General features: G+C 45.1%; 21 protein-coding genes and 2 pseudogenes. 13 read left to right on the top strand and 10 right to left on the bottom strand.

Going from position 1 to position 25,323, the window contains the following annotated elements:
* Window positions 1-8: 8 nt before the first annotated feature.
* From BWI96_RS04205 to ahcY, 3 genes and pseudogenes are all read right to left on the bottom strand, one after another.
* Window positions 9-644 carry a hypothetical protein gene (locus BWI96_RS04205; RefSeq protein ID WP_232793584.1) on the bottom strand — a complete coding sequence of 212 codons (636 nt, stop codon included), beginning with the start codon at window positions 642-644 and terminating at the stop codon, window positions 9-11.
* On the bottom strand, window positions 551-1,639 hold the full coding sequence (locus BWI96_RS04200; RefSeq protein WP_106635442.1) for a hypothetical protein: 1,089 nt from the start codon (window positions 1,637-1,639) through the stop codon (window positions 551-553). Before BWI96_RS04200 ends, BWI96_RS04205 begins: the two co-directional genes overlap by 94 nt.
* A gap of 117 nt (window positions 1,640-1,756) precedes the next feature.
* A pseudogene (ahcY, locus tag BWI96_RS04195) lies at window positions 1,757-3,069 on the bottom strand (adenosylhomocysteinase).
* 370 nt (window positions 3,070-3,439) lie between these two features.
* On the opposite strand from ahcY, the pseudogene BWI96_RS04190 reads away from it, so the two are divergent.
* A pseudogene (locus BWI96_RS04190) lies at window positions 3,440-4,146 on the top strand (cell division ATP-binding protein FtsE).
* 354 nt (window positions 4,147-4,500) lie between these two features.
* On the opposite strand, the gene BWI96_RS04185 reads toward BWI96_RS04190, so the two are convergent.
* The 3 genes from BWI96_RS04185 to BWI96_RS04175 all read right to left on the bottom strand — a co-directional run bounded on the left by BWI96_RS04185 (window position 4,501) and on the right by BWI96_RS04175 (window position 9,495).
* Window positions 4,501-5,988, bottom strand: coding sequence for a capsule assembly Wzi family protein (locus BWI96_RS04185; protein WP_106635441.1), 1,488 nt, complete (start codon window positions 5,986-5,988; stop codon window positions 4,501-4,503).
* 186 nt (window positions 5,989-6,174) lie between these two features.
* Window positions 6,175-7,713, bottom strand: a complete 1,539-nt coding sequence (locus tag BWI96_RS04180; protein ID WP_106635440.1) for a capsule assembly Wzi family protein — start codon at window positions 7,711-7,713, stop codon at window positions 6,175-6,177.
* A gap of 207 nt (window positions 7,714-7,920) precedes the next feature.
* Window positions 7,921-9,495 (bottom strand): PglZ domain-containing protein, encoded by a 1,575-nt coding sequence (locus BWI96_RS04175; protein ID WP_106635439.1) that lies wholly within the window; start codon window positions 9,493-9,495, stop codon window positions 7,921-7,923.
* A gap of 175 nt (window positions 9,496-9,670) precedes the next feature.
* Here BWI96_RS04175 and BWI96_RS04170 point away from each other — a divergent pair, with 175 nt between their 5' ends.
* The 3 genes from BWI96_RS04170 (at window position 9,671) to BWI96_RS04160 (ending at window position 11,779) form a co-directional block, all read left to right on the top strand.
* A complete protein-coding gene (locus BWI96_RS04170) occupies window positions 9,671-10,429 on the top strand; it encodes a DUF4905 domain-containing protein (RefSeq protein ID WP_106635438.1) in 759 nt (252 codons plus the stop codon).
* A 67-nt stretch (window positions 10,430-10,496) separates the two neighbouring features.
* Window positions 10,497-11,483, top strand: a complete 987-nt coding sequence (locus BWI96_RS04165; protein ID WP_198555137.1) for a LysM peptidoglycan-binding domain-containing protein — start codon at window positions 10,497-10,499, stop codon at window positions 11,481-11,483.
* A 116-nt stretch (window positions 11,484-11,599) separates the two neighbouring features.
* Window positions 11,600-11,779, top strand: a complete 180-nt coding sequence (locus BWI96_RS04160; protein ID WP_106635436.1) for a hypothetical protein — start codon at window positions 11,600-11,602, stop codon at window positions 11,777-11,779.
* Window positions 11,780-11,860: 81 nt separating this feature from the next.
* On the opposite strand, the gene BWI96_RS04155 is transcribed toward BWI96_RS04160, so the two are convergent.
* Together BWI96_RS04155 and BWI96_RS04150 are read right to left on the bottom strand one after the other, a co-directional pair.
* Window positions 11,861-14,800 (bottom strand): PAS domain S-box protein, encoded by a 2,940-nt coding sequence (locus BWI96_RS04155; RefSeq protein ID WP_106635435.1) that lies wholly within the window; start codon window positions 14,798-14,800, stop codon window positions 11,861-11,863.
* A gap of 52 nt (window positions 14,801-14,852) precedes the next feature.
* Window positions 14,853-15,341, bottom strand: a complete 489-nt coding sequence (locus BWI96_RS04150; protein ID WP_106635434.1) for a methylated-DNA--[protein]-cysteine S-methyltransferase — start codon at window positions 15,339-15,341, stop codon at window positions 14,853-14,855.
* A gap of 212 nt (window positions 15,342-15,553) precedes the next feature.
* On the opposite strand from BWI96_RS04150, the gene rsmA reads away from it, so the two are divergent.
* From rsmA to BWI96_RS04110, 8 genes are all read left to right on the top strand, one after another.
* Window positions 15,554-16,333, top strand: coding sequence for a 16S rRNA (adenine(1518)-N(6)/adenine(1519)-N(6))-dimethyltransferase RsmA (rsmA, locus tag BWI96_RS04145; protein ID WP_106635433.1), 780 nt, complete (start codon window positions 15,554-15,556; stop codon window positions 16,331-16,333).
* Between the two features lie 53 nt (window positions 16,334-16,386).
* Window positions 16,387-17,745 (top strand): magnesium transporter, encoded by a 1,359-nt coding sequence (mgtE, locus tag BWI96_RS04140; RefSeq protein ID WP_106635432.1) that lies wholly within the window; start codon window positions 16,387-16,389, stop codon window positions 17,743-17,745.
* A 579-nt stretch (window positions 17,746-18,324) separates the two neighbouring features.
* On the top strand, window positions 18,325-18,777 hold the full coding sequence (gene dtd / locus BWI96_RS04135) for a D-aminoacyl-tRNA deacylase (protein ID WP_106635431.1): 453 nt from the start codon (window positions 18,325-18,327) through the stop codon (window positions 18,775-18,777).
* The gene (locus BWI96_RS04130) at window positions 18,778-19,107 is read left to right on the top strand and encodes a nucleotide pyrophosphohydrolase (protein ID WP_106635430.1); all 330 of its coding nucleotides are present in this window, start codon (window positions 18,778-18,780) and stop codon (window positions 19,105-19,107) included. It begins immediately after the preceding gene.
* A 252-nt stretch (window positions 19,108-19,359) separates the two neighbouring features.
* On the top strand, window positions 19,360-19,746 hold the full coding sequence (locus BWI96_RS04125; protein WP_106635429.1) for a response regulator: 387 nt from the start codon (window positions 19,360-19,362) through the stop codon (window positions 19,744-19,746).
* Window positions 19,747-19,821: 75 nt separating this feature from the next.
* Entirely contained in the window at window positions 19,822-20,589 is a 768-nt protein-coding gene (locus tag BWI96_RS04120; RefSeq protein ID WP_106635428.1) for an MBL fold metallo-hydrolase, read from the top strand.
* A gap of 406 nt (window positions 20,590-20,995) precedes the next feature.
* A complete protein-coding gene (locus BWI96_RS04115; protein WP_106635427.1) occupies window positions 20,996-21,676 on the top strand; it encodes an HAD family phosphatase in 681 nt (226 codons plus the stop codon).
* Between the two features lie 5 nt (window positions 21,677-21,681).
* Entirely contained in the window at window positions 21,682-21,891 is a 210-nt protein-coding gene (locus tag BWI96_RS04110; protein ID WP_232793572.1) for a hypothetical protein, read from the top strand.
* 75 nt (window positions 21,892-21,966) lie between these two features.
* Here the strand turns inward: BWI96_RS04110 and glmM are convergent, their stop codons facing one another.
* Window positions 21,967-23,358: a phosphoglucosamine mutase gene (gene glmM / locus BWI96_RS04105; protein ID WP_106635425.1), complete on the bottom strand. Its 1,392-nt coding sequence runs from the start codon at window positions 23,356-23,358 to the stop codon at window positions 21,967-21,969.
* A 162-nt stretch (window positions 23,359-23,520) separates the two neighbouring features.
* On the opposite strand from glmM, the gene yidD reads away from it, so the two are divergent.
* On the top strand, window positions 23,521-23,730 hold the full coding sequence (gene yidD / locus BWI96_RS04100) for a membrane protein insertion efficiency factor YidD (protein ID WP_106635424.1): 210 nt from the start codon (window positions 23,521-23,523) through the stop codon (window positions 23,728-23,730).
* Between the two features lies 1 nt (window position 23,731).
* On the opposite strand, the gene BWI96_RS04095 is transcribed toward yidD, so the two are convergent.
* Window positions 23,732-25,306 carry an ATP-binding protein gene (locus tag BWI96_RS04095; protein WP_106635423.1) on the bottom strand — a complete coding sequence of 525 codons (1,575 nt, stop codon included), beginning with the start codon at window positions 25,304-25,306 and terminating at the stop codon, window positions 23,732-23,734.
* Window positions 25,307-25,323: the final 17 nt, after the last annotated feature.

Genomic DNA, 25,323 nt, shown 5'->3' with positions numbered 1-25,323 from the left:
TACCAACTTCAGTCAGGCAGGGGTAAGTGATTTCCAAACACGTAAAACCGATCCATATCCAGTACAAACTTCTGCCCATCCTGCTTGGGTAAAGTGATGGTTTGCCACTCCTGAGTGGGGTATAACGTTTGGTAACGATCGCCAAAGGTTACCCGCATCGGCATTTTAAAGCCCGGTACCCGCGAACGCCAGCGGTATGTCAACTTGTAACGTCTGGGGTTGTCCACCGCCATAAACTCAAACACTGGCGGGTCAAGTTGAAACAGGTAATGATTGAAGAAAGGGGTACAGTCGATCCCTGATTGCTGATTCAGATAGCGTACCAATGCTTCGTTGGTGATAAGCTGGTGAGCAAAATGCTGGGGAATGTCCCGCATAAGGGCATACCATGCCGAATCATCGTTAACGATTTTTCGGAGCGTATGGATGATCCAGGCTCCTTTATAAGCCGGGTCCTGATCAGAACGGATCTGAACCGTTGGGGAAAGGCTCGCCAACGGAGCCGCATTTTTAATGTTCTTTCGGTACTTCTTAAGGTATTCCAGAGCATCTACGTAGCTCTTTCGGCGTTCGATGAATAAGGCTTCCGCGTAAGTAGAAAAAGCTTCGGGAATCCACAAAGCTGCCTCGTTTTCATTGCTGATGCTATTACCAAAATACTGAGAAGCCGTGCCGTGTAGCAGGGTATAATCCACGTTTTGTTCGGGAATATTCCGGTAAAATTGGCGTAAGGAATAAGTCCGTGTGCATAGACGCCCTGAAACGGAGTATCAACAACCGTATATCCGTCCCGCCAGAAAGGATACTTTCCCAGAATCCGCTCGTACGTTCGTAAGATGGTTTTTACCTGCTTGAAGTGAGCTCTGGCTTTGGCTTCGTTAGTGGGTAAGACGTAGTAACTCAACTCCAGATTTCCGTATTCATCGGACTCGTAGGTATCTTTGATGAGAACGTAATTGCTGATACTCAGCATAACATTCGTCGTCTGAATGGGCTCACTCACCTTCCACTGATACGACCAGAAACCATCCGAACGATTTTTCAGTACGCTGGTTAATCGGCCATTCGAAACGGCTATTAACTCCTTCGGAACCGCTATTTTAATACGCATGGAATCCGCCTGATCGGAAATATGATCCTTACAGGGCCACCACCCACTCCCTCCGGTTTGCTGGGGAGAAACGGCAATCCAGTCTTTTCCCGATAGGTTTTGCCGCCAGTCGAAGCCGCCCTGTTGAGGAGCGTTCTGGGTCATTGGAGGCCGACCTTTATACTCAATCCGAATCGAGGCTAGCTCTCCTTTGGGAATTGGTTCCAGAAAATCAACGAAAATAGCTCGATCCTGCCGCTTGAATGCTAGCTTGTGTTTTTGGTAAGTAATCGTAGAAACCTCCAGATTCTGATCCAGATCTACCTGCAAGCGAAGAAGGTTTTCGAGTGTCTGAAAATGCATCGTTACGGTACCTTCCAGCGACTGTGTCTGAGGTATAACCTTTACCTCAAGCTCATAGTAAGTTACATCATAATTACTACGAAATTGATTCAGATTCGCCCGCAAATTTTCCTCCGGTGATACCTGCGACCAGCCCTTGGAAATAGCCAGAAACATACAACCGAGTATAACTATGATTTTTTTCATGAAGGAGGAAAAAGTCAATCATTAACCTAACACAAAACCACAAACACAGTGCAAATAAAAAAAGAAAAGCCAGGCCTTTCATACAAGAGCCTGGCTTTTCAATCCATTTCGATACGATTAGTAACGATACTGATCGGATTTAAACGGACCTTCTACCGTTACGCCGATGTACTCAGCCTGAGCAGGCTCCAGCTTTTCCAGTTTGGCACCAATGTGGTCCAGGTGAAGAGCCGCTACTTTTTCATCCAGGTGTTTCGGTAACACGTATACTTTCTTCTCGTATTTATCAGTGTTCGTCCACAATTCGATCTGAGCCAGCGTCTGGTTCGAGAACGAGTTAGACATCACGAAAGAAGGGTGACCCATGGCAACGCCAGGTTCACTAAACGACCTTCAGCCAATACGATTACTTCTTTACCATCAATTTCGTACAGGTCAACCTGTGGTTTGATCTGTGTTTTGGTAGAACCGTAAGCACTGTTCAACCAGGCCATATCGATTTCGTTATCGAAGTGACCAATGTTACAAACAACAGCCTTGTCCTTCATCGCCCGGAAGTGACGCTCCTTAATGATGTTAACGTTACCCGTAGCCGTTACGAAGATATTAGCCCGGGGAGCAGCGTCGTCCATGGTTACTACTTCATAGCCATCCATAGCAGCCTGAAGAGCACAAATAGGATCGATTTCGGTCACTAATACGCGGCAACCTGCTCCACGAAGTGATTCCGCAGAACCTTTTCCTACGTCACCATAACCAGCAACAACGGCTACTTTACCCGCAAGCATTAAGTCCGTACCACGACGAATGGCATCTACCAGCGACTCTTTACAACCGTATTTGTTATCAAATTTCGATTTCGTTACCGAATCGTTTACGTTGATAGCGGGCAGATATAAGGTTCCTTTACGGAAACGCTCGTACAAACGGTGAACACCCGTAGTAGTTTCTTCAGAAAGACCTTTGATGCCGTCGATCAGCTCGGTGTATTCGTCAAAAACCATATTGGTTAAATCGCCACCGTCATCCAGAATCATATTCAGAGGCTTGCGATCCGGGCCGAAGAACAAAGTCTGCTCGATGCACCAGTTGAACTCCTCTTCGTTCATGCCTTTCCAGGCATAAACAGCAACACCTGCGGCGGCAATAGCTGCGGCAGCGTGATCCTGCGTTGAGAAAATATTACAGGAAGACCAGGTTACTTCGGCACCCAGTTCCACTAAAGTTTCAATCAAAACAGCCGTCTGAATCGTCATGTGCAGACATCCGGCTATGCGAGCACCAGCAAGTGGTTTCTGAGGACCATATTCTTTACGAATAGCCATCAGACCTGGCATTTCAGCTTCGGCCAGGCGGATTTCTTTGCGACCCCATTCGGCCAGCGAAATGTCTTTTACTTTGTAAGGGATGTACGTTTGCGTAGCTTCCATAGCTTAATTCGAAGACCTAACAATAAAAAGTGATAGAGACGATTAGTTTCAAAGGTGTAAAAGGGTGAACAAAACTTGTTAATAGTCAGCTCATTACTGCTAACGCTCAGTAAACTAATCGATTACGGGTAACTTATTTTCATACAAAATTAGCCTGTATCTACGAGCTTTCCAAAGCGGGCTATCGGAATTGAGTCAAATTCGATTCTTTTGACTTTTGTTAAAGTGACGCAGTATTTAATTTGCAAACTATTTGTCTGAATGTTTGTTTTAAAAGTACCTTACATTTGTTCCCCCAAACTGGAACGGTTTCATTTTTCGTTTACAAGCTAAACCGAAGACTGAAAACAGTAAACTGAAAAACTAGTGTATGATTAATACAGCGTTTACGAATCAACCCATTGTTCAGGTCATTAATGCGGACATTTACCAGGCGGGAAATAAGCTTATCCTGGAGAATGTGAACTTCGCCATTGGTAAGGGCGAGTTTGTGTATATGATTGGAAGAACGGGCAGTGGCAAAAGTTCTTTACTAAAAACGCTTTATGCGGACTTACCCCTGACGAAGGGTTCAGCTCAGATTGCCGGGTATGAGCTTAATTCCATCCGTCGGTCGAATATCCCTTTTTTACGTCGGAAATTAGGCATCGTTTTCCAGGATTTTCAGTTATTCATGGATCGTAACATCACTCAAAATCTGGAGTTTGTGCTGAAAGCTACGGGATGGACGGATTCTATGAAAATGAAAACCAGGATAGCCGAAGTATTGATTCGGGTAGGTCTTAGTAGTTCCATGAATAAAATGCCCTATCAGCTTTCCGGTGGCGAGCAGCAACGTGTAGGCATTGCCCGGGCCCTGCTGAATGATCCTGAGATTTTACTGGCCGATGAACCTACAGGTAACCTCGACCCGGAAGTTTCGGAAGAATCATGCGTTTATTTCTTTCCATTAATAAATCGGGCATGTCGGTATTGATGGCTACGCACGACTTTGACCTGATTCGCAAGTTTCCGCAGCGAATGCTACGTTGTGAAAATAACCGGGTTTTTGAACGGAATGATTACGTAGGTAGCTAAATGAGAAGAGTGTAAGTAGTAGTAAAACTGCCTCTACCCAGACGCGATAAAGTCGCGTCTCTACCCAAGGAAAACAAAAGCATTGATTAGTAACGAAAAGGGACGGCTCCAAACGAGGCCGTCCCTTTTCCCAAGTAGAGACGCGACTTCATCGCGTCTAGCTGGGAGATGAAAGTACTATAGGGATAATGAAAATGCCTTTTCATCCAACTAATGTAATAATATCGCCTCTACCCAGACGCGATGAAGTCGCGTCTCTACCCAAGGAAAACAAAAGCATTGATTAACAGTGTAAAGGGGTAAACTCATTTTAACCAATGTAGAGCGAAGAATTCTATTTCTTCGCTCTTCTCATTAGAAAGTCCCTGTTTTACGAAAACTAACAAATCCGCCTAACGTAGAATCCAGAATTCGTCCGTCATCATAGGCGACAGCTCCGCTAAGTTCTCCTCCTTTCAGCCATTTAAGCTGCGTTCCGATGCGTAAATATCCTGAAAACTGGTCTAGGGTTTTATAATAAGGCATGATGTAGGTACCGTAATTCCGGCTGGCCGAAAGCTTTAACTCCCAAGAGGTTCTCCGATGAATCCGACCCGCTAGTCCCAGGTGCCCTACCTCTACCCGATTATTGGTGAAACCCAGGGCATTTTTTCGCACGCTTTTCTTTAGCTCACTGTCAGGAATGATAAATGGAGTGCCAAGTGTTCTTCCAAAATACATCCAGCCATCCTGATACTGACTGTTATTGAAGTAATTATCTCGCCCCCGTTTTCTGGGATCCGTATCCATAAATTCAGCTCCACCCTGATCAATCGTGCTCAGAAATTCTACAGTAACTCGACTCAGGTAAAACGCAGGATCAGATCGTTTTTTATTAAGCCAGCGAAGTCCGTTGAAGCTATCGGCGGCCTGTAGCCGATAAAATAAAGAGCCATCTTCAAACATGATCTGCCGATAGGCAAACAAATCAAATGCTTTGAATCTGACCTGTAGGCCTAAATCAATCGTGCCCAGATGATTACCAACGCGATTTTGGTCAAAAACAATAACCCGACCGGGATGAGCAACGGCGTACTCGGCCATACTCATCCCGCTAACAACCCCACGATACCCCAGCCATGAATTCTCATAGTAGCCATAGCGGGACATGGCACCGTTATCTTGCCTGAATGTTTCGGCGTACCCTCCCCATTGTACTGAATGGTTAACTCCGGCGTGTAAAACGAGGGGGGACTTGTTTCCGCCTAATCTTACGTACAATCCTTTCTGATGCAGGAGGGCGTTTTTAACAAAAGGGCGGCTATTCTCAAACCAGCCATGAACCCAATACCCTTTTACCCAAAACCACTTTCCAATAATGGGTATAAAGTCGTACGTCCCAAATCGAACCTGTGGAATAGGTAAGGCATTCGTGGAAGAAACCATGGAGCCCATCCCTAGCAGTGTATCTGACAACCCTATGTACTCCCGCTTACGTCCGCCGTACAGTTCCCATTTCTTGAACTTCAATCGCAGGTATCCTTCTGAAATAATTCCCTTGTAATCAGGATTATTACTTTGACCTACACCTGCTATCGCAGCATCAATAGTCCATTTTTTTGACAATGGAATGGCATAATATACCCCGGCTGAAAGTAGAGCATTCTGCGGCGTTGAGGGAATAATCCCATATTGATTAGCCTGTAACCAAAAGGCTGTGCGATTGCTGGTAGAGAGAGCAGTGGTTGCGAGCTGAATAAAGTACGTTCCTGAAGGGCGATATTTGGTAGTATCCTGTGCCTGTACCCATAAGCTGCAAAAAAATAATAAGAAGATACTTCGTTGAAGGGGTTTGTGATACATTTAAATGGAGGAATAATTAACGAATAGTGGTTAATTCATAAACTATGTATAGAGCAGAACTAGTAACTATTTATAATGTTTTAATCCTCTGTATCTTTCAGTAGTTCCGTTACGGGTCATGCGTTTTTACTACCTGAGTCTTAATGACCCAGGCAATCAAAACGCATGAAATAGGATAGAATATTACTAACGAGTTCTTCCGATTAAGCCCGTTTTGCGGATACTTAGATAGGCTCCGAAGGTGTCATCATACATCTGGCCTTTGTCGTAAGCCAGAGCACCTGAAAACTCGCTTCCTCTGAGCCAGGGCATTTTTACCCCTATGCGGATTAAGCCCGAAAATTGTTTGAATGGGCCGTTTACGTAAGGCTCTTCTCGCATGTTATTATAAGTGCCAAAATTCCGGCTGTAAGAACCGCGAATTTCCCAGGTTGTCCGTTTTTTGTATTTACCCAGAAAGGTAAGATTAAAGACCTGAACCCGGTTGTTGGGCATTCCACGCACATGGGTCTGAATATCCTTTTTCAAATCACTATCCGGCTGGACGAAAGGGGTTCCAATTGAACGATCAAAATACGTCCATCCATCCTGATACTGACTGTGATTAAAGTAGTTATCCCCGCCCCTTTTCAAAGGATCGTCAATAATAAAGTCATTTCCGCCCTGACTAATCGTGCTTAAGTATTCAAAACCAACCCGTTCCAAATGAACGTCTGAAGCCTGCTGTATATGGTTAATATACCGCACTCCATTCAAGCCATCATCAATATTAATGAGATAGTATAGGGAGCCGTCATCGAACATACTTTGACGGTAGAAAAACAGGTTAAAATCACAATGTTTCACCTCAAGTGCGGCGTCCACTGTCCCTAAATGGTTCCCGATCCGGTTTACGTCAATCGAAATAAAATCATCAAAAGGATACCCCTGATACCCGTATTTAACCTGCATACTTTTGGCCAGCACCACTCCATTCCAGTAAGCAAACCAGGAGCCATTGAACTTCCCATCTTTAGACAAAATGCCCGGGTCGCCTTTCAGAGATGGAGCATAACCGCCCCACTGAACAAAATGGCTTAATCCACCATACAAATTGATGAGCCAGTTTTCCTTACCAAATTTCAGGTAAAATCCTTTTTGATGGAGGTAAGCATCTTTGGTAAAAGAATTATAGTTTTCGAACCAGCCGTGGGCAAAATAGGCTTTGAATTTCAGCCACTTGCCAACCAAAGGAACGGGGACAAATTTTTTAGTACCGAGATGAATCTGAGGAATGGGCAGGGAGTTACCAGACCAGTTCAAAGAACCCGTCCCGGTTAAGGTATCTGACAAACCAACGTATTCTCTTTTTCGCCCCCCGTATAATTCCCAGTTTTTAAAGTTCAGACGTAAATATCCTTCCGTAATAATTCCTTTCACATTAGGGTTTTGCGTTTGAAGAAGGCCTTCGAAAGCTCCATCCACAGACCAGTGATGAGTATGAGACGAAAGGGGAACGTGGTATTTAGCACCGATCGTGAATAAACCAGCCTGGGGTTTAATTGGAATGGTTCCGTATTGATTGGTTTGCAACCAGAACGGAGTTCGTCCTGACGTAGAAAGAGCCGTCGTAGCGGCCTGTACATAATAAGATCCTGAAGATTTACTTTCGTCGTCGTCCTGAGCGAAGACCGGGTTGAAAAAGCCTAGTAGAATACCTAAAGACAGGTAGGTAAAAAAACGCATAAAGCATGGGTTAGGTGGATACCATAAAGATATAGGATTGTACAAAACTCCTTACCTTATTAATGTATGCAAAGTAAGAAATTTTAGCTCACACTAGACTCTCTCGACTATAACCTTAAAAATATATTATTCTGGGGTATACAATTATATAGCTATAAAGCCCATTCAAAGATAAGAATGCTTTATAGCTATTTAGAAACAGGGCGTTTATTTTGCTTTTAACTGTACTACCGGCACAATCACTTCTTCCAGCGACACTCCTCCGTGCTGGAAAGTGTCTTTATAATAATTGACGTAATAATTGTAGTTATTAGGATAAGCAAAGAAGTAATCCTCCATGGTAAAGACATAGGCCGAAGAAACGTTAAATTTCGGTAAGCCAAAGGCTTCGGGACGGCGACAAACCAAAACGTGATCTTCATCAAAATTCAGGTTTTTACCCTGCTTATAGCGAAGATTGGTATTCACGGAACGGTCGCCAATGATGCGAACGGGCTTCTGAACCCGAATCATTCCGTGGTCGGTTGTCAGTACCACTCGTCCTCCTTTTTCCGCAATTTTTTTCAGGAAATCCAATAAAGGCGAGTGCTGGAACCAGGAATTAGTCAGGCTTCGATAAGCTGATTCATCGGCAGCCAGTTCCTTAATCATCGTCGAGTCCGTCCGAGCGTGGGAAAGCATGTCTACGAAATTGTAAACTACTGCGATCAGATCGTTATTGGAGACATTGTTAAAGTTTTCGACCAGTGCTTTTCCCTGATTGACGTTCAGAATTTTGTGATAGGACATTTTAATATGGCCTAAACGACTTTTCTGTAATTGCATTTGTAGAAACTCTTCCTCGTGCACATTCAGACCTTCTTCATCATTTTTCTGATCGCCCTCAATGTCGTGTACCCAAAGACGTGGGTATTGTTTCTCTATTTCGCTGGGTAATAAACCCGAGAATATGGAGTTACGGGCAAAGGAGGTCGTTGTGGGAAGAATCGAGTAATAGTGACTTTCTTCATCAATGGTGAAGTATTCCGTCAAGGTTCGCTCGATGAGTTTCCACTGATCATAGCGAAAATTATCAATCAGGATAAAGTATAAGGGATTACCAGCCTGCAAATGTGGGAAAACCTTTTTCCGAAGTAACATATTCGAAAGAATTGGTTTGTCGGCTTTGGGCTCGTTAATCCAGTCTTCGTAATTATCTTCAATGAATTTACAGAAGTTTGCATTAGCTTCCGACTTCTGCATATTCATTACTTCTTCCATGCTTTTATTAGGGGTATCATCAATTTCTAACTCCCAATAAACCAGCTTCTTGTAAATATCCGCCCATTCTTCATGGCCAATACGATCCTGATACTGCATGGATAACTGACGGAATTCCTGCTGGTAACTCAAATTGGTTTTTTCCTCTACTAATCGTCTTGAATCCAGAATCTTACGTACCGAAAGCAGAATCTGATTCGGGTTGAGTGGCTTAATGAGGTAATCGGCAATTTTAGAACCGATAGCTCCCTCCATAATGTGCTCCTCCTCGGACTTGGTAATCATGACCACCGGAAGGTTTGGCCACTGCTGTTTAAGTTGAGCAAGCGTTTCGAGGCCCGTCAAACCAGGCATCATTTCGTCCAGGAAGACTAAATCGAACGTATTATTTTCGAGTTGTTCCAGGGCATCGGCCCCTGAGTTAACGGGAGTTACCTCATAGCCTTTTTGCTGTAAAAAAAGAATATATGGTTTTAACAGGTCAATTTCGTCATCGGCCCAAAGGATGGAATACTTTTGCATACGTATAAACTGAAGTTTTACTCAGTTGAAAGAATGGAAGGTTAAGCCAGAAGGAACCTTATCCTTCTGCTGGCAAGTTAAGGAAGCTTCGCTGCTTTCAATACACCTGTATAGAAGTAACGGCAGCGAAAAGCATAAGATTGTTAATTCAAAATTTTTATTCCAGTGTATCGGTATGCAGCGTCTTGAATTTTCCCATCCCATCTATAAAATTTCTCCAGATCCCTATGATCCCTATGTAGGCATCGAAATTCGGGATTCGGAGCAACGAAAGGCTTACGTCCAGTCACTGGCCTGTGCTGAAGATGGGCATTTTTTCTCCCAAAATCAGACTCCTCTGGTAGAGGTTGCTTGGTGGGTTAATATGCTGGGCTGTTTTCATGGGGTTATTTTGTATCATTCATTCGAAGAACCGGAAGTGCCCCGCCCCACTGCTTTACACGCTTTGGATGGACGTACGGGAGAACTCCTCTGGACGGTATCTAACCGAATCTGGCAGGAAACCCTGGATGCAATCGTTCGGGTACAGTCCGGGGAAGAATCTTATGAGTTTCTGGATTTGCGAACGGGACAATCCGTTCCCCAAATGCCTTCTCAGTCTGCTCTGCATGAAATCCGCCTTCCGGTTCATTACCCGGAAGGAAATGTGCACCTGGCGACTTTACAGAAATTAATACGTTATACCACTGAAAACCACCCCATCGGTGCCTGTGATTATCTGGAATTAACACCGTTGATCATTATTTCTTATTATTTTTACGAGTCTGAAAAGCTTAAAAACAACCTCTTAGTCGTTACTAATACGGGGCAGGTTCAGTTTCATGAGCCGCTTTCACTCGGCGATGCACAAGGGCATACGACCTTTATCAACTGGCGTCACCAACTCATTTATATAAAAGATCAGGTTTATCTTTGCTGCTATGCGGTATCATAATTTTTTCCTCCCCCTCTTCGGCCTTTTTTGTCTTCATTCGTTACAAACTTCCGCCCGATCCATTCCTTTGGATTCTATCGGGACGGAGTGGAAGAATGGTAAAACGCTGATTGTGTATCAGGTAACGCCCGGACAAACTTTATATAGCCTCTTGAAGAAGTATAACGTCACCCTGGATGAATTCAAAGCCGTTAATCCTGATTTCTCGGGTAATCTGCGGTCAGAATCCGTTGTACGAATTCCCCGACCCTGGCGTCGTTCAGACCATGCCGCACCAGCTACGGCAACTTCCGTTGGGGCAACTAATTCGGTAGCCAAAACGCATAAAGTGGAATCTGGTCAAACGTTATTCAGCATTGCCCGTAAGTATGAAGTAGGAACGGCTGAATTGAAAAAATGGAATAATATTCCAGCCGACGGTACCGTAAAATTCGGTCAGGTTTTGTACGTTTCGGATCCGGGTAAATCTGATTCTGGTAAAACGGAAGTAGCGGCAGCTCCCGTCAAAATACCCGTAACGGAACCCCGTAAACCAGAACCAACCAAAGCAGAGCCCGTAAAAACGGAAGCACCCAAAGCTCCTGTCGTAGTAAATAAACCCGAAGTAGCCGTTCAGGACCCCCCTAAAAAAGCGGATACGACGACAAAAACGAAGCCCGAAGCCGCCCCTCAACCCACGGGGAGCAAACCCGTTACCACTCCCAAACCAGAAGCCGAAGTATTAACTCCCGTTCGTACCGAAAATGACCCCGTTCCCAATGCAAGCACGGGAGCGAAGAAAGTTACGGAGATCGGTTTGTGCGAGTTAATTGATGCTCAGGATAAATCGGGTAAGTATCTGGCCTTGCACCGCTCAGCTCCCGTCGGAACGATGTTAACCGTTCGGAATGAGGCGAATAACCAAAGTGTGATTGTGAAAGTAATTGGCAAGTTACCCGATACGGGTCCAGCCGGGGGCGTGATTGTGCGACTTTCAGCCCGGGCCTTTGAGAAACTCATGCCTACAGACCGCCGCGTCCGTGCAGAAGTAAGCTATCTGGCCGTTGAACAATAATAATTATCCTGTAAATCAGCATTTAAAGCCTTAACTGGCTGATTCATAAAAAACTCAAATCCTGACCGGAACCTTTCTTTCGTTCTATCGTTACTATCTTGTAAAAACACACGTATATGATCAAAAGACCCGAACGCTCCAAATACATAACGCCCGGTGCCATTATTTTCAACATCATTTTTATTTTGGCTTACCCCATTATTGCGGTTTTCTATTTAGCGTTTAATGTGCTTGTTTGGTTTTTGTCCATTCCTTCCCGGATGTGGGCGTACGTGGCGAAGCTAATTCGTAAATAAAGTTTCTCCGAAGATAGTTAAACAAAAGAGCGATCAGAAGGCTGTCTTCTGATCGCTCTTTTGTTTGGTAGATTTCTAGAGTTAGGCTAACGTTTCCAACACCTGCGTGTAGGTTTCCTGGAAGATGTTAAACTCATCTTTAATGGGTGGAAATTCAGTAGCAAAGGTGCTGAAGTTACCCACTTTTGTTTTATGCTCCAGCGTTTTCACGGCTTCGTGTAATCGCGTGATGCCCAGCGTTCCAGCATTACCTTTCAGGGTATGCAGGTTCGATTCAACGCCCTGAAAATCCTGCGTCTCGAAAAATTCCTGGGCTAGTTTGATTTGCTCGATTGCTTCCTGTTCAAATTCGGCAAATACCTGCTCGACCATTTCTTTTCCCGCCAGTTCGGCTAACTGGTTGACGACCGCAAAATCGTACAGCTCGTTCAGTTCCGCAGAGGCTGGTTTTTGTATAACAGGCTCAGGCTCTTTTACTTTGGTTTCTAGTCGAACCGCTTCCCGCTGGCGACTAGCCATTCGATCTACCCATTCTTTCACCTTCAGCACCAACATTTCGGCTCGGATGGGTTTGGACACGTAATCGTTCATGCCTTGACTCAGGAACCGCTCGCGGTCTTCTTTCATGGAATAAGCCGTCATGGCCAGCACGGGCGGCAATTTTTCTCCGAACAACCTCCTTAACTCATGCGTCGTTTCCAGACCATCCATATCTGGCATTTGAATGTCCATCAGAATGAGGTCATAGCGTTCCGCTTTTTCACTGGCATCGACCAACTGAATAGCCTTCCGCCCAGAATCGGCTGTTTGAACCCGGCAACCCGCTTTGGAAAGAATTTCACTGGCTACTTTCCGGTTTACTGCGTTATCATCCACCAGTAAAATATGGGGATTTTCCTGGGCCAGGTAATTCAGAATCTGAAACTCTTCCGCGTATTTTTTCTCCTGAAATGGAGCAATCATGGTTTCCTTTAATTCCACCGTAAACCAGAAGGTACTTCCCTTTCCTACTTCTGATTCCACGCCCATTTCTCCCTTCATCAGTCGGGATAACTCGCGGGAAATCGCCAGCCCCAGACCCGTTCCTCCGAAGGATTTGCGAGTCGTATTATCCAGTTGCTGGAAGGCTCCAAAAAGCTGTTTCAAGCCTTCAGAAGAAATTCCGATGCCGCTATCAATAACCTCAACCTTGATTTTGTGCCACTTGCCGTGCGTCGACAAATTGGTTACCCGTACCTGAACCGAACCATGCTCGGTAAATTTCAGGGCGTTGGAAGTCAGGTTGGAAAGAATTTGCAGTAACCGTGTTTCATCCGCAATGATGTACTGCGGTAGATTTTCGCCCAAGTCATAACTCAGGGTATTGTTCCGGTTTCGGGCAGTCTGTCCAAACAGGCTGGTTAACTTATCGAAAATACTTCTGAACTCGAATGGAGCTTCGTGCAGCACCATTTTTCCGGCTTCGATTTTTGATAAATCCAGAATGTCATTCAGAATATTAAGTAACGTTTCCGAAGATTTTTTAATCGTATGAACGTATTCCCGCTGCTCTTCTTCTAGATGCGTACTGCTCAGTAAGTCAATCATCCCGATAACTCCGTTCATGGGCGTACGGATTTCGTGCGACATGTTCGCCAGAAACCGTTCTTTTACTTTCAGCGAACGCTCGGCTTCTTCTTTGGCCTTCAGTAACTCGCGGGCAGATCGCTTCAACGGCGTAATATCCCGGGCAATACCTGCTACTTCTTCAATGCGACCATCGGCCAGCAAAATGGGGTTCAGGTATACCTCCAGCCAGATATCTTCGCCGTACCGGATGTTATCCATGTGTACTTCATACGACTCGGCTTTTCCCCGAAATGCCCCTTTATACTTATCCTCCATGATTTTCCGGTTCGCCGGATTCATCAGTCGCCAGGCAAACTGGTCGGTCGTGACGTTTACCTGCGGTGGTACATGAAGCTGACTTTGAATCAGGTTCAGGTAATTATCATTGAAGGAGGTTAGCTGCAAACGACGGTTCACCGTCCACATCAGGTGACTCGATGATTCAAAAATGGCATGCAGACGAGCCGTTTGTTTAGCCAGATCCGATTCCGCCTGCTTTCTTTCAATCGCAACGGCAACCTGACCCGAAATAAACTCCAATAACTCCAGATCCCGGATATCGTATTTGTTGGTACGCTCGTAGGATTTAACCCCGATAATCCCCGTGACCCGATCCCCGATCCGAAGCGGTACGCATAACATTACCTTCGGAATTTGTCCGTAGATGTATAATACTTTCTGACGGGCCAGTTCCTGGATTTCTGTTTCCGTTAGCATCAAAGGCCGGTTGGCCACAATGGCGTATTCGTTTAATCCATTCCCCAGTTTCCGCTTTGTAAATCGAATATTCTTATCAAAATATTCATCCACGTAATACGGAAAATAGAGGTAACTTTTAGAAGGATCGTAAAGCGAAATGAAGAAGTTTTTGGTATCAATTACCTTCCCCAATTCCTCATGAATGAACTGATACAGATCGTCCAGACTTCGCGTACTCAAAGTCGAGTTGGCAATCTGGTAATAAAGATTCTGAGCATTTTCGGCCCGGTTTTTGGCCGTGGTATCGTGAAAAATACACCGAAAAACGATGGGATTGCCATTTTCATCGTACCGACAGTTAACCGAACCAGACACATACACCCGGCGACCGTCTTTCCGACGGTAAACCGCCTCAAAATCAGGGATTTGCTCCCCATTCTTCACCCGGTCAAATCTACTCAGTGTCTCTTCCATAAACTCCGGGTGAATAACATCCCGAAGATTCATCTGATTCAACTCCGCCGACCGATAACCAATGGTATCTTTCCAGGCTTTGTTTACGTACAGAAAGCGTCCCTGTAAATCAATCATCTGGATCAAATCCGTGGTATTACGAATCAGATCCTGTAGTTCTGAAGAGGCCGAGCTCAGGGGTAACCCCGGCGAAGTTTGTCGCAAGGTTGAAACAGGTTCGGCCATACTAACTTTACTCATGTGTTATGATGATAAAACGCCCGGTTAATCGCAGACGTTTAGCTTTTTCGTTTTAAAATAATGACAATTGGCCTTTCTCTGCATTTCGCTGTTCGTGTTGCAACAGCCAATGTTTCCGCCAGATTTCCCAGGCGTAACCTACGGGTTTTCCATCCGAACCAATCACCCGATGACAGGGAACAATCAAAGCAATCTGGTTCTTGGCATTAGCCGCCGCTACGGCTCGGGTCGCTTTTTCATCGCCCATCGTGCGGGCCAGATTGATGTAGGAAATCGTTTCGGCGTAGGGTAACTTCCGCAATTGCTGCCAGACGCTCTGTTGAAAAGCCGTTCCGTTCAGATACAGCGGCAGGTCAAAATCCTTCCGTTTTCCAACGAAATATTCCTGCAATTGTCGCTGAGCATCCTTCAGTAGTGGCGTTAGCCTCTGCTGGCCTTTTGTCGTTACAAACCGTGCCGAATGTAACTGTTCTGCCGAAGCTTTCAATTCCATCCAACCCAGCGGCGATTCGTAAAATGCGATATACTCAGGTATCAGCATCTGATTTACGGATTATAACGTCCCATTTTCGTTAAAACTACAAAAATCAGGGTAATTTTGGCCTACATTTCAATAACGGCTTTCAAACTAAACTAAAGTCTATCTAAATTTAATTCTTTTTATTAAAGATTAAATCCAGTTTTTGAGTTCAGTAACAAGCCAGGATTCGTATTCAGAAGGAAGCACGACTGAATATTTTACTAACTTCTTGAATGAAAGTAAAAGCAAAAAAGCATTTAGGGCAACATTTCCTCCGCGACTTACACGCTTGCGAGCGAATTGCTGATTTGCTGTCGGGATATCAGAACTACCGCACGGTACTGGAAATCGGTCCGGGGATGGGAGTATTAACGCAGTTTCTGCTGAAGAAACCGCAGTTTGAAACGCACGTCGTGGAAATTGACCGCGAGTCGGTGGATTACCTGAACGTCCATTTCCCGGAGTTATCACCCCGAATTCATAACTACGATTTTTTACGCTGGAATCTCAACACGTTCTCCACGGAGCCTTTTGGGGTGATTGGAAACTTTCCGTATAACATTTCCAGCCAGATTTTCTTTAAGGTGCTCGAACACCGGGATCTGATTCCCGAGGTTGTTTGCATGCTACAAAAAGAAGTAGCTCAACGCATTGCCTCACCTCCGGGGAGCCGGGATTACGGCATTTTAAGCGTGTTACTTCAAGCTTTTTACGACATTAAGTATCACTTCACCGTTCCTCCCGGAGCATTTGATCCTCCACCAAAAGTACAATCCGGCGTAATTCGTCTGGAACGCAACGCCGTAGCCGAGTTAGCCTGTGATGAGAAACTGTTTTTTAATGTCGTAAAAACGGCTTTTAACCAACGCCGCAAGACGCTTCGAAACGCTCTTAAGCCCATCGGTGTGATCTTCGATCATCCTTTGCTGGATAAACGGGCCGAACAGTTAGGGGTAGCCGAATTTGTGGACATCACGCAAACCATCCAACAGGCCAAAAAAGCTCAGCCTTAAGTTCCTGACCACTTTTTTATCCTTTCTTCCACCCTTCAAATAGCCCCTTTTGTATGGCTTTCGAGCTTACTAAAGAGTATGTTGAACAGCTAAGTAACGCCGTTGATCAACGAGATGAGGTTTTTATTCGGCTGGAACTGGAGCATCTGTTTTCGGCGGATATCTCGGTATTACTGAGTGAACTCGAACCCGAGCAGGCTTACTATGTGCTTCAATTGCTAGATATTGAAACGGGAGCCGAAATTCTGGCGGAAATGGATGCCAGTATTCGTCGGGACTTACTGGCTCTGTTTGACTCCGCTCAGATGGCCCGGTACGTCAATGTGCTGGACTCGGACGATGCCGTTGATTTATTAATCGAGCAATCCGTTCGGATTCGGGAGGAAGTTATTGCCCTGATTGAAGACCGTGAACAGGCCCGTTTTATTGTAGATCTGTTACCGTACGAGCCCGACACAGCCGGAGGGCTGATGCAGAAGGAGTTAGTAAAAATCAACGTTCGGCAAACGGTTACGGAATGCGTTGAGGAAATTCGTCGGCAGGCCGAAGAGGTAGAGAAAGTATACACGGTTTACGTGGTTGACGACGAGAATACCTTACTCGGTATTGTTTCTCTAAAGGATATTATTCTGGCCAAACGAGGCAGCAGCATTGAACAGATTTACGATCATGAAGTAATTTATACTTCTACTTATGATTCCGCCGAAGACGTAGCCGAGCTCATGCGACGCTATGACCTGGACGCCCTGCCCGTAGTAAATGTTCAGAAACGCTTACTTGGACAAATTACAATTGATGACGTCATTGATGTTATTACCGAGCAGGCACAGGAAGATATTGCGGCCATTACCGGGGTTTCGGAAGAAGTCGAAGAGGACGATTCCGTCTGGAAGATCACGCGTTCGCGTTTACCCTGGCTGGGCATTGGTATGATTGGGAGTTTGCTGGCAGCCAAGTTCCTCGGTATTTTCGAGCACGACCTGCTAATGATGGTTCCGGCTCTGGCTTTGTTTATTCCCATTATCGGTTCAACGGGCGGAAATGTAGGTATTCAGTCTTCCTCGTTCATGGTGCAGATTCTGAGCGATAAGTCGGGTTTTACGGGTGAATTCTGGCCCCGAATGCTTAAAATCGCCACGGTTGCCTTACTAAAAGGCGTGATGATTGCAGCATTTGTATTTCTGATTACCTATCTGATTCTCTCCCACCCGGTTAAGCTCTCGCTGGTGGTAGCTGTTTCGCTGATGGCCGTGGTATTACTTTCATCCTTCACCGGAACTGTTACGCCCATCATTCTGAATCGATACGGTATTAACCCCTCTGTCGCTTCCGGGCCTTTTATCACCACCGCCAACGACTTTCTAGGCTACAGTGTCTATTTTGGAATTGCTTATTTGCTTTATAATTGGTGAGGGGTTGTTAGTTGTTAGCGGCCGCCGCTGCGGTTGTTAGTTGTTTATCAAATAAATTTATTTCTCAAAAAAATAGTCTCCAGTTCACTGCTGCCAGCGTGGCCCGGCCAGCTTTTTCGCTGATAGTAATTAACCGACAAACCCGCTGCCAGCTTTTTTCGCTGGCAGCACTAACTTAGGCTATGAGGTCTATTTTGGTGAAGTAAGCTGTTGTTACCAGCCAAAAAGCTGGCCGGCCACGCTGGTAGCTGGTAGCGGCATGACCTGACTACCTCTTCAGTAAAGCTGGATATGTTTGGCTGGCAGCATAACCTGTTAGTACTCAAACACAGTACTGCCAGCGAAAAAGCTGGCCGGGCCTGGCAGCGGCCACGTTAGCAGCGATAACAACCTAATTGAGAGAAAAGGAAACATGTTTATAGACTATAATTCATTTCGTAAATGACTAAGCATCAATAAATAGATCGGCGTATGGTAATGGTAAACTGAAAAAGAATCACTAAAAACTAACCCTACCCAGACGCGAGCAATCGCGTTTCTACCACTGAAAACGGAAAACCGTAAACTGAAAACTAAATTATGATTGCAGTGATTCAACGGGTTACTCAGGCTTCTGTGACGATTGATGGACTCATCAAAGGTCAGATTGACCAAGGCTTACTGGTGTTACTGGGCGTTACCCATACCGATACGGAAGAAGATTTGCAGTGGCTCGCCCGAAAAATTACGGGCTTACGCATTTTTGGGGATGAAGAAGGAAAGATGAATCTGGATTTAAAATCCGTCAATGGTAATATTCTATTAATCAGTCAGTTTACATTATTTGCCAGTACCAAAAAGGGTAACCGCCCAAGTTACATTGAGGCTGCCCGACCCGAAGTGGCGATTCCTTTGTACGAAAAAATGATTCTCCAACTGGAAGAAGAGTTAGGACAATCCATTCAAACGGGCGAATTTGGGGCGGATATGAAAGTCGCCTTGTTGAACGACGGTCCCGTTACGATTATCATAGATTCAAAAAACCGCATCTAAATGACCTTAGAAGAAGCTCAGAAAACCGTAGACGAATGGATTACAACCGTCGGTGTTCGTTACTTTAATGAGTTAACCAACACGGCTATTCTGATGGAGGAAGTCGGCGAAATGGCCCGGATTATGGCTCGCCGCTACGGAGAACAATCCGAAAAGGAATCCGACAAAGGCAAAGATCTCGGCGATGAAATGGCTGATGTCCTCTGGGTATTAATCTGTCTGGCTAATCAAACCGGAATTAATCTGACGGAAGCTTTTGAGCGTAACCTCGAAAAGAAAAACATCCGCGACGCGACCCGGCATTTGAATAACCCGAAACTTCAGGGTTAAATTTTTGGTTAGATAGGGTATCAGAAGGTACATAAAGTCCTGTAGGTAATGTAACAGGATGACCTGTAGACCCGCTGATTATTTTTATTTGTTTTTCTGAAAGACAAGCTACTGTCAACCACGACTTTATCTTTACGTTTTTGGAAATACACCCACAGGACAGGACGATTCCTTTTTATTTTTTTGAAGGTTCTCCGGTAATTAGCTGTTATTTCGCTTTATCATTTTACTCCGAAACCCAATATTTCGACAATGGCCTTCAAACGCGTTCTTATTGCTGAAGATAGCTCCGTCATTCAAAACCTGGCTAAGAAAATCCTGGAATTTCAGAATTTCGAGATTACTTCCGTGAAAAACGGCGAGCAAGTTTTACAACTCCTTGAAAAAGAAAATTATGACGTGGTGTTGTTAGACATCAACATGCCCGTTATGGATGGAATGGAATGTGCCCGTCAGATTCGGAAATTACCCGATGCAAACAAGGCCAAAACCCCTATTCTTGCCATCACAGGTAATGCCCGCAATTATTCTCCCGAGGAGTTCAAGTCTGCTGGTTTTGACGACATTCTGATCAAGCCCCTTAACTTTGATGCTCTCGTAGCTAAAGTTCGTGAATACACGGGTGGCGTTGTAGAATAGTTTTTTTCTACCTCGATTTATCCATCATTCTTTAGAAGATGAGCGGAAGCTTCCGCTCATCTTTGCCTGTTTTGTATGCAAGTCACTTTCCTTGGTACGGGTACTTCTCAAGGCGTTCCGGTCATTGGATGCGACTGTGTGGTCTGCCGTTCGCTTGATTTTCGGGATAAGCGTCTACGCGTTTCCATTCACGTGGAAGTCGAAGGTCGTAGTCTGGTTTTTGATACCGGACCAGATTTTCGCATGCAAATGCTTCGGGAGCATATTCTGCATCTGGATGCGGTTGTGTTTACGCATGCTCACAAAGATCACACGGCTGGTCTGGATGATGTACGCCCTTTCAATTTCCGTCAGAATTCGGATATTCCTCTGTATGGTCAGCCTGAAGTACTGGAGCAGATTAAAGTTGAATTTGCCTATGCTTTCGCTGAAAAAAAATATCCTGGCATTCCCCGTCTGGAACTAAATCCCATTCAGAACGAACCTTTTGAAGTGTTAGGTCTCACCCTCACACCCATTCAGGTCATGCATCATAAGCTACCCGTCTTTGGTTACCGGATTGGCGATTTCTCCTACATTACTGACGCTAATTTTATTGCGGAAGAAGAACTGGAAAAGCTGAAAGGTACGCGGGTTATGGTTATTAATGCCTTGCATAAAGGCCCCAAACATCTTTCGCATTATACCTTACCAGAAGCTCTGGAAGTAATTGAGCGGGTTCAGCCCGAAACCGCTTACCTTACTCACATTAGCCACAACATGGGACTACACGCGGCTGTTGAGGCCGAGCTACCTCCACACGTGCATCTGGCGTATGATGGGCTGAAAATTACCCTGGAATAATCTATTCCTCCTTACGCATTTCTTTGTTTCTTGCATTTATTCAGCGATCACTTCGACCGAAGTGGTACCGATTTTTTGTTTCCTGATTTTAGAGACTAGTCTGAAAAAGACATTTTAATGAAATAGAGAGACCGTGCATTCTCTCTCCATTCATTCGAGGAAGCATTTTCATTCCTCACTGTCATCCAGAACGAAGGAGCCTGCTCGTTTTCTCTATGTACTTTTTATCAGGCGTTATTCCGCGTTTCCAACTCGGATTACGCAAAAAAGAGCGTTTGTAACGCTGAGCGTCGCAGATGAACAGAGAAACCTTCCGATGCTTAATCGGTAAAGGTTTCAGAAACCATCACTCGTAGTATGGTTTTACGATTATACATTTTAGATAATTTCTCAAAACATTCATTGCATGAGTATTTTACCTGATCCCACTACCCTTGCCGCTCTCTTTGACATGGACGGCGTGATTGTCAATAATATGCCTTACCACGAAACTGCCTGGCGTATATTCTGTGAAGCTCACGGGTTTGCTTTCAGTAAGGAGATGTATTATACCCAGCTCAATGGCAAAAACTCATTCGATTCTTTTGCGTTTCTGCTGGGTCGTGAGCCTTCAGCCGAAGAACTTCGGGAGATGTCCATTGAAAAAGAAGAAATGTATCGGAACAATTATGGCCCTCACCTGGAACCTGCCGAGGGTTTGATTGGCTTTCTAAATGTCTTACGTGAACACGGGGTAAAATGTGCCGTAGCCACTTCTGCTCCTATCGAAAACGTAGCGTTCACGCTGGATGGAACGGGCTTACGTCCACTTTTTGATGTAGTGGTCGATGCTTCGATGGTTCAGAATGGCAAGCCTGCTCCCGATATTTACCTGAAAGCAGCGGAGTTAGTAGGAGTTCATCCCAAAAATTGCGTTGTTTTTGAAGACGCCTTATTGGGAATTCAGGCTGGGAAAGCGGCAGGTATGCCCGTCATTGGGGTCTCTACCAGTCACAGCGAAGACGAACTCGCACCCATTACTTCGGCGGTCATTGCCGACTTCCGGGAAATTGACTGGAATCATTTTGAAGCCGTTGTTAACCGATAATATCCATGCAGCAGCCCGAAACATACCTGGAATTCATTCACGATGTACTCATTACAGTTCATAGTGGCATCCACGAACTTCGGGATCGCCTGGCCTTCTGTGATCCATCCGAACGGGATTATATCGAGGGACGCATTTTTAGTTATACCGAGCTCTTGCAAACCATTCAGGCCAGTGCCAAAGCATTTGGACTAAGTCATGAAATTGGTGTCTAGTCGCTGTAGCTATAAAGCAAAAGAAACCCGACGGTTGTCGTCGGGTTTCTTCGTTATTCACCTGAAGTAAGCTTATTAAAGCGTAGCAACTACTTCTTTAATATCCTGAATAATCTTTTTAGCCAGATTTTCTGCTTTCGTCATAAAGTCAGATTCTGAATAAATCCGAATGATGGGTTCGGTATTTGACTTACGTAAGTGAACCCATTCGTTACCAAACTCAATTTTTACCCCGTCTTCGCTATTAATCGGCTGACGAGCGTATTTGCTTTGAATTCGCTCCAGCACTACATCAACGTTCAGTTCTGGCGTTAACTCAATCTTGTTTTTTGAGATATAATAATTTGGATAGGAACGACGCAGCATCGAAACAGATTTACCAAACTTAGCTAAGTGCGTCAGAAAGAGGGCAATTCCTACCAATGCATCGCGTCCGTAGTGAAGCTCAGGGTAAATGATACCGCCATTTCCTTCACCACCAATCACGGCTCCTACTTCTTTCATTTTGGTAACTACGTTCACTTCGCCAACGGCAGCCGAGTAATGAGTACCACCGGCTTTTTGGGTAACATCTCGCAAAGCAACAGTCGATGAAAGGTTTGAAACCGTATTACCTACGTTGTTTTTGAGGATGTAATCCGCGACAGCAACCAGCGTGTATTCTTCACCGAAAGGTTCGCCATCTTCAGCCACAAACGCCAGACGATCTACGTCAGGATCTACGACAATACCCAGGCTATGCTTTCCTGAACGAAGTTCTTTACGAATATCGGTCAGGTGTTCGGGTAAGGGCTCAGGGTTGTGAGCGAAGTAACCCGTTGGTTCACAGTGAAGTTTTACAATTCTAGTTACCCCCAAAGCTTCCAGAATCATAGGAACGGCAATCCCTCCTGAAGAGTTGACGGCGTCCACAACGATACTAAAATTAGCCGCAGCGATGGCCTCTTTATCTACCAGCGGCAGAGCCAGAATAGCATCAATGTGCTTCTGAAGATAGGTATCATCCTGCTGGTAGCTACCTAGTTTTTTCACTTCTACGAAAGAAAAAGATTCTGCCTCAGCAATTGCCAAAACCTGAGCTCCTTCTTCGGCTGAAATAAATTCGCCTTTTGCGTTTAATAACTTTAAAGCGTTCCACTGGATCGGATTATGACTGGCCGTTAAAATAATACCACCAGCAGCCTGCTCGGCGGGAACAGCCATTTCAACGGTTGGAGTCGTTGATAATCCCAGATCAATCACATTTAGTCCAAGTCCCTGCAAAGTAGCAGAAACCAGACGTACGGCCATTTCACCCGAAAGACGGGCGTCACGTCCAATGACAATTTTTTTATTCTCGGGAGAATTAAGTTTTAACCACGTTCCGAATGCTGCGGAAAATTTAACTATGTCAACGGGGGTTAGGGATTCACCCACGTTTCCACCAATGGTTCCCCGGATTCCGGAGATAGATTTAATCAACGTCACGATGCTCTCTATTTTGAGGAAGAACTGTTGGGGATATATGGCAAAAGTAAGAAAATATTCACTTTAGCGATCCATTTTTTTCATAGAACGTTTCATTTCTAAGAACTGATTTCCCGCTTTAACAATTACTTTAAAAATAAACTACCCTACTATACCACACTTATGCGTAGGTTTTTGATCATTCTGGTGCGAATTTATCAGGGAGCTCTTTCCCCTTACCTGGGTAATTCCTGCCGTTATACGCCCACCTGCTCTCAATACGCCATCCAGGCCATTGAAAAATACGGTCCCTGGAAAGGAGGCTGGCTGGCGATTCGCCGCATTGCCAGTTGTCATCCCTGGGGTGGTCATGGACATGATCCAGTACCTTGAATTAAAGGGCGGCAGGTAAATAAAAAGTAAAGCAAGTGCCCTGACCCAACTGACTTTCAGCGGTAATGGTGCCTCCACAGAATTCTACGATTTTTCGGCAAAGGGCCAACCCAATGCCCGTACCCTCAAACTCGGAACGCCCGTTCAGGCGTTGAAAAACCTGAAAGATACGTTCCTTATATTCCGGCTCGAAACCAATACCGTTGTCCTTAACGGTTATTTTCATCCACTGAAAATGAGTTGATAACCCTTTTTCGCGGGCCTCTTCCAGCGGCAAAGGCGTGGCCTTTAACTGAATATGCGGCACGCGGGAAGGGTCTGTAAACTTAAGAGCATTTCCCAGTAGGTTATAAAACAACTGCCGCATCTGTACGGGTACCGCTTCTATCGTCGGCAGCTCGTCTATCTCAATAAAGGCTTTTTTCTCGGATATCTGAGTGTCCAGATCATCCAACACCTCCTGCACGATATGAGCCAGGGAAACGCTTTCCTTGACATTTCCCTGTCGGGTTACCCGCGATAATAAAAGCAATGCATCAATAAGGCTCTTCATGCGATCGATAGCCTGTAGCGTGCGTCGCATGTAATCTTCGGCTTCGTCCTCCAGCGTATCCCCTAATTTGGCCCGCAGTCGCGTAACAAAGGATGAAATCTTCCGCAGGGGTTCCTGCAAATCATGCGAAGCCGCGTACGCAAACTGTTCCAGCTCACCGTTCGAACGCTGTAACTCTTCTATTTTCAATCGCAACTCCTGTTCGTACTGGCGGAGCATAGTTATGTCCGCAATACTTCCTACCAACAGGCTTACCGTGCCGTTTTCATTCAGTACGGGGCGACCTACCACCATTAATACTTTTTTCTTGCCCGATTGAGTCAATACCCGGTGTTCCAACCGAAAAGGTTGATGATTTCGAATAGCTTCCTGCACCGTCTGGCTCACCATCGTATCATCTCTCTTATCCAGAAAAGTGAATAGTGACGTGTACTCTTCGCAGTTAGTACTCATCATTTCCGGCGGATGACCCATGATTTTATACAGTCCATCCGAACAGACTAACTCCCCGGTTTCCAGGTTTTTCTCCCAACTGCCGAAGTGGAAAGCCTGTTCAGTAATGCGGTGCATTTCCTGTTGCTGCAAAAGGGTCTTGTAACGATTTACCTGCTCGGTTATATCTTCCGAAATCCCGATTAACTCCAGCGGTTTGCCGTGTTCGTCTTCCCTAAAAATGGTAAGCCGGGTTTTAAAGGTTCGCTCGGACTGGTCTTTGTGCCTCAGCCGGGTTTCGCACTCGATCGCGTTTAGTTCTTTCCGTACTAAAGCTTCAAGCTTTTCCTCTTTCCGGGACCATAAATCATCGAGTAATACGGGCACTTCCAGATTACCCTCCCACTCCTCCAATTCCTGTAAAGAATACCCTAATAACTCCGTGAAACGATGGTTAATGTAGATAATACGGCGGGTTTCAAGATCGTACACGTGGACAATCCCCGTAAATAGCAGATTCAGTTTCTCAAGCATTCGGACTTGCTCGGGAAATTCAGCTGGATACTGAAACTGGACTGATTTGCTATTCATATACTTTAGTTGAGCCC

It is taken from the genome of Siphonobacter sp. SORGH_AS_0500 (genome assembly GCF_002838835.1).
Lineage (GTDB): Bacteria > Bacteroidota > Bacteroidia > Cytophagales > Spirosomataceae > Siphonobacter.
The sequence above is the reverse complement of the archived record's forward strand: the minus strand, read 5'-3'. Positions and strand labels throughout refer to the sequence as shown.

Excerpts from the sequence above, each read along its gene's own strand:
- BWI96_RS04200 (WP_106635442.1), bottom strand. The coding sequence starts at position 1,639 with ATGAAAAAAATCATAGTTATACTCGGTTGTATGTTTCTGGCTATTTCC.
- BWI96_RS04185 (WP_106635441.1), bottom strand. The coding sequence starts at position 5,988 with ATGTATCACAAACCCCTTCAACGAAGTATCTTCTTATTATTTTTTTGC.
- BWI96_RS04180 (WP_106635440.1), bottom strand. The coding sequence starts at position 7,713 with ATGCGTTTTTTTACCTACCTGTCTTTAGGTATTCTACTAGGCTTTTTC.
- BWI96_RS04175 (WP_106635439.1), bottom strand. The coding sequence starts at position 9,495 with ATGCAAAAGTATTCCATCCTTTGGGCCGATGACGAAATTGACCTGTTA.
- BWI96_RS04170 (WP_106635438.1), top strand. The coding sequence starts at position 9,671 with ATGCAGCGTCTTGAATTTTCCCATCCCATCTATAAAATTTCTCCAGAT.
- BWI96_RS04160 (WP_106635436.1), top strand. The coding sequence starts at position 11,600 with ATGATCAAAAGACCCGAACGCTCCAAATACATAACGCCCGGTGCCATT.
- BWI96_RS04155 (WP_106635435.1), bottom strand. The coding sequence starts at position 14,800 with ATGAGTAAAGTTAGTATGGCCGAACCTGTTTCAACCTTGCGACAAACT.
- BWI96_RS04150 (WP_106635434.1), bottom strand. The coding sequence starts at position 15,341 with ATGCTGATACCTGAGTATATCGCATTTTACGAATCGCCGCTGGGTTGG.
- rsmA (WP_106635433.1), top strand. The coding sequence starts at position 15,554 with ATGAAAGTAAAAGCAAAAAAGCATTTAGGGCAACATTTCCTCCGCGAC.
- mgtE (WP_106635432.1), top strand. The coding sequence starts at position 16,387 with ATGGCTTTCGAGCTTACTAAAGAGTATGTTGAACAGCTAAGTAACGCC.
- dtd (WP_106635431.1), top strand. The coding sequence starts at position 18,325 with ATGATTGCAGTGATTCAACGGGTTACTCAGGCTTCTGTGACGATTGAT.
- BWI96_RS04130 (WP_106635430.1), top strand. The coding sequence starts at position 18,778 with ATGACCTTAGAAGAAGCTCAGAAAACCGTAGACGAATGGATTACAACC.
- BWI96_RS04125 (WP_106635429.1), top strand. The coding sequence starts at position 19,360 with ATGGCCTTCAAACGCGTTCTTATTGCTGAAGATAGCTCCGTCATTCAA.
- BWI96_RS04120 (WP_106635428.1), top strand. The coding sequence starts at position 19,822 with ATGCAAGTCACTTTCCTTGGTACGGGTACTTCTCAAGGCGTTCCGGTC.
- BWI96_RS04115 (WP_106635427.1), top strand. The coding sequence starts at position 20,996 with ATGAGTATTTTACCTGATCCCACTACCCTTGCCGCTCTCTTTGACATG.
- BWI96_RS04110 (WP_232793572.1), top strand. The coding sequence starts at position 21,682 with ATGCAGCAGCCCGAAACATACCTGGAATTCATTCACGATGTACTCATT.
- yidD (WP_106635424.1), top strand. The coding sequence starts at position 23,521 with ATGCGTAGGTTTTTGATCATTCTGGTGCGAATTTATCAGGGAGCTCTT.
- BWI96_RS04095 (WP_106635423.1), bottom strand. The coding sequence starts at position 25,306 with ATGAATAGCAAATCAGTCCAGTTTCAGTATCCAGCTGAATTTCCCGAG.